Source organism: Lewinella sp. (assembly GCF_050633125.1).
GTDB lineage: Bacteria > Bacteroidota > Bacteroidia > Chitinophagales > Saprospiraceae > Lewinella.
In genome coordinates this window covers 4,820-8,199 of the sequence record NZ_JBOEFX010000228.1, presented here as the reverse complement: position 1 = coordinate 8,199, position 3,380 = coordinate 4,820, and the positions used below count along the sequence as shown (strand labels likewise).

Below are 3,380 nucleotides of genomic sequence, written 5' to 3'. Positions count from 1 at the left end.
CTCCTTTGCGTGAAGAGCGCGATCGGCAAGCCCTGCTAGAAGGTTTTCATGATGGCACGATTGACTGTATTTCCTCCAGTCATTCCCCCTTGGAGTTGGAAACGAAACACCTGGAGTTTGCCTATGCAGATTTTGGTGCAGCGACAATCTCTACTGCTTTTGCAACAGCTCGGAAGGGCGTCGGTGACCTCCTTACAGAGGAAGAACTGGTTGCTAAGTTTACCAGCGGACCACGGGATGTCTTTCAACTTGAATCATCAAATATTACTGTAGGTGAATTCGCACAACTTACTTTTTATCAGTATGATAAGGATTGGAGTGTAGCGCTGCAAGATATACACTCAAAGTCAAAAAATTCACCATTGATCGGTATTGAGCTTAGTGGCCGTCCTTTGGGTATTTTGAATGGTGATAAATTTGCTACCTCTAAATAACGACTTATGACAAATGAACAGCAGGAAGAACAGTGGCGGCAAGATGGTATCCGCTGGGGCATCATTGCTGGAGGAATAGTAGTGGTGCTGTTTGCTTCGGTTTATTTTTTTCAAAGGGAGCTGGTACTTAGCCGTGGCCTTTGGTTAAGTACTTATGCTGTCTACATCTTTGCGATGTGGAAGTCCCAGAGTAAAGTAGAGAGTGAGGAACTCAAGTCTTACATTCAGCCAGGTTTTATGGTGTTTGTAGTGGCTAATGCCTTGTTTTATTTTTACTACCACCTACTTTTTGCGGTGTTTGATCCCGAATTGGTCAAGCTTCAGGGAGAGTTGATGGCTGCCCAGGGCTATGACCCTAAAGATGCAGTGATGCCTACAGCGGGAGGTTCGTTTTTCGCTTACGCGCAAAGTTTAATCCCCGGTTTTTTATTGGCCACAGCTATAGGTTTTATCCTCTCTCGGAGAAGGTAGAAGTCTATTTTATTACGACTTCTTCCGTCGGGAAAGTCCGTATATTGTCGCCTTGCTTTAATTCTAACCTATACTTAGCTAATGGATTTATCCGTCGTTATCCCCCTTTTCAACGAAGAAGAGTCATTGCCTGAACTGGCTGCCTGGATCAAGCGCGTAGCTGACCGGGAGGCTTATCGTTATGAAATCATCATGGTAGACGACGGTAGTACAGATAAATCCTGGGAGGTGATTGAAAAACTTTCGGCAGAAATGCCGGAGATACGCGGTATCAAATTTCAGCGTAATTATGGCAAATCTGCCGGCCTTTTTGTGGGTTTTGATGCGGCCGAAGGTGATGTCGTTATAACGATGGATGCTGATTTGCAAGATAGCCCTGACGAGATTCCGGAACTGGTAGCAATGATTCGCGATGAAGGCTACGACTTGGTATCTGGTTGGAAGAAAAAGCGTTACGATCCAGTGCTTACCAAAAACCTGCCCAGTAAACTCTACAACTGGACGGTTCGGCGGATGACGGGTATCCAGCTCCATGATTTCAACTGTGGGCTAAAAGCTTACCGCAAGGCAGTCATCAAGAGCATTGAAGTTTACGGCGAGATGCACCGTTACATTCCCGTGTTGGCAAAATGGGCGGGCTTCAAAAAAATTACAGAGAAGGTCGTTCAACACCAAGAACGCAAATATGGCGTGACGAAGTTCGGGATCGAACGGTTTATCCGTGGTCCTTTGGACTTGCTGTCGGTCATTTTTATATCTCGTTTCCGCAAACGCCCGATGCACTTTTTTGGTATGCTCGGTGCGGTGGTTTTTCTCCTGGGTTTTGTGATTTTGGCCTACCTCAGTATTTCAAAGTTGGTTTATCTGAATTACGGCATTACAGATCGCCCTTTGTTTTACCTGGGACTGATTTGTGCGATCATTGGTAGCCAGTTGTTTCTTACAGGCTTCTTGGCAGAACTGATTGTACGCTCAGCTACGGATCGCAACCACTACCTTATCGAACAGAAAATTGGCCAAGCAGCAGCCAATGAGTAGTCCTTCCAAGCACATTCTCTTGCTAGGGCCAGCTTACCCGTATCGTGGCGGACTAGCGGCTTTCAATGAGCGACTCGCTTACGCCTTACAGGATGCAGGCCATCAGGTGACGTTGATCACTTTTACCTTGCAGTATCCCGATTTCCTGTTTCCAGGAAAAACCCAATATTCAGAAGATACAGCGCCGGAAGGTCTAGCCATTGAGCGCAAAATAAATGCTGTCAATCCATTCAATTGGTGGAAAGTAGGCCGAGAACTGCGCAAACGACACCCTGATATCGTCATTGCTGCTTATTGGATGCCCTTTATGGCACCGTGCCTGGGGACTATTCTCCGGCAGTTTGATACTCGGCGTACCCAACGCATCGGCTTGGTACATAACATCATTCCGCACGAACGCCGTCCCGGAGACCAGTTGCTATCTCGTTATTTTACGGGGGCTTCTGATGGTTTTATGACGCTTTCTACTTCGGTTAAAGAAGAATTAGCGGATTTTTCTACGGCACCTGTTCGCACCTCTCCACATCCCATTTATGATTCTTACGGAGCGCAGGTAAACCGTACCGTCGCGCGCCAGCATCTAAGCTTGGATGCTGATGGGAGATACCTTTTGTTTTTTGGATACATCCGCGAGTACAAAGGACTGGAGTTATTGCTGCAAGCCATGGCAAATCCGATGATTCGGGAGCATGGAATAAAGTTGATACTCGCTGGCGAATACTATGGCAATCAGGAAAAATATGAAACCTTGATGGAAACATTAGGGATAACGGATCTGGTGGTTGCCCACACTTCTTTTATTGCCAACGAGGAAGTGCGCTATTATTTTGGCGCAGCTGATTTAGTTGTACAGCCTTATAAAACGGCTACGCAAAGTGGGATTTCCCAGTTGGCTTACCATTTTGAAAAACCTATGGTTGTGACCAGGGTAGGGGGGCTGCCGGAAATTGTTCCCCACGGTGAAGCTGGCTATGTCATTGAGCAGGATGCCGAAGAATTGGCCGTTTCGGTAATTGATTTTTATCAAAACGAAAAGGCAGAATCACTTGAAGAAGGCGTCCGAAAAGAAAAGCAGCGGTTTTCCTGGTCCACTTTTGTGAAAACACTGGAGCAGTTGTTCTAACTTGCGATCAATTAAGGAAACAGTATGATACAGGAACGAATAAAACAAGGTATCCAGGACAGTGTTGACCTCAAGCAAAAATTGGTGTCAGATGCCGAGATGATCACGCTCATTCAGCAGTTAGTAGACTTATGTATCGACTGTTTCGGTCGTGATGGTAAACTTCTCTTCTGTGGCAATGGAGGCAGTGCCGCAGATGCACAACACTTGGCTGCAGAGTTTTCGGGGCGCTTTTATTTTGATCGTCCGCCGCTTTACGCCGAAGCATTGCACGTTAATACGAGTTACCTGACGGCGGTAGGCAACGACTATGG

At 46.4% G+C, this 3,380-nt stretch carries 3 protein-coding genes and 2 pseudogenes; all 5 read left to right on the top strand.

Features of this window, described 5'->3' with window-relative positions; genetic code table 11:
• Positions 1–434: pseudogene (locus ACRBG0_RS28500) on the top strand (dihydroorotase); the annotation flags it as partial.
• Positions 435–440: 6 nt separating this feature from the next.
• Positions 441–905, top strand: a complete 465-nt coding sequence (locus tag ACRBG0_RS28495; RefSeq protein ID WP_431490219.1) for a hypothetical protein — start codon at positions 441–443, stop codon at positions 903–905.
• Between the two features lie 81 nt (positions 906–986).
• On the top strand, positions 987–1,943 hold the full coding sequence (locus tag ACRBG0_RS28490; RefSeq protein WP_431490218.1) for a glycosyltransferase family 2 protein: 957 nt from the start codon (positions 987–989) through the stop codon (positions 1,941–1,943).
• Positions 1,936–3,066, top strand: coding sequence for a glycosyltransferase (locus ACRBG0_RS28485; protein ID WP_431490217.1), 1,131 nt, complete (start codon positions 1,936–1,938; stop codon positions 3,064–3,066). Before ACRBG0_RS28490 ends, ACRBG0_RS28485 begins: the two co-directional genes overlap by 8 nt.
• Positions 3,067–3,090: 24 nt before the next feature.
• Positions 3,091–3,380, top strand: a pseudogene (locus ACRBG0_RS28480) (D-sedoheptulose-7-phosphate isomerase); the annotation flags it as partial.

Excerpts from the sequence above, each read along its gene's own strand:
- ACRBG0_RS28485 (WP_431490217.1), top strand. The coding sequence starts at position 1,936 with ATGAGTAGTCCTTCCAAGCACATTCTCTTGCTAGGGCCAGCTTACCCG.
- ACRBG0_RS28495 (WP_431490219.1), top strand. The coding sequence starts at position 441 with ATGACAAATGAACAGCAGGAAGAACAGTGGCGGCAAGATGGTATCCGC.
- ACRBG0_RS28490 (WP_431490218.1), top strand. The coding sequence starts at position 987 with ATGGATTTATCCGTCGTTATCCCCCTTTTCAACGAAGAAGAGTCATTG.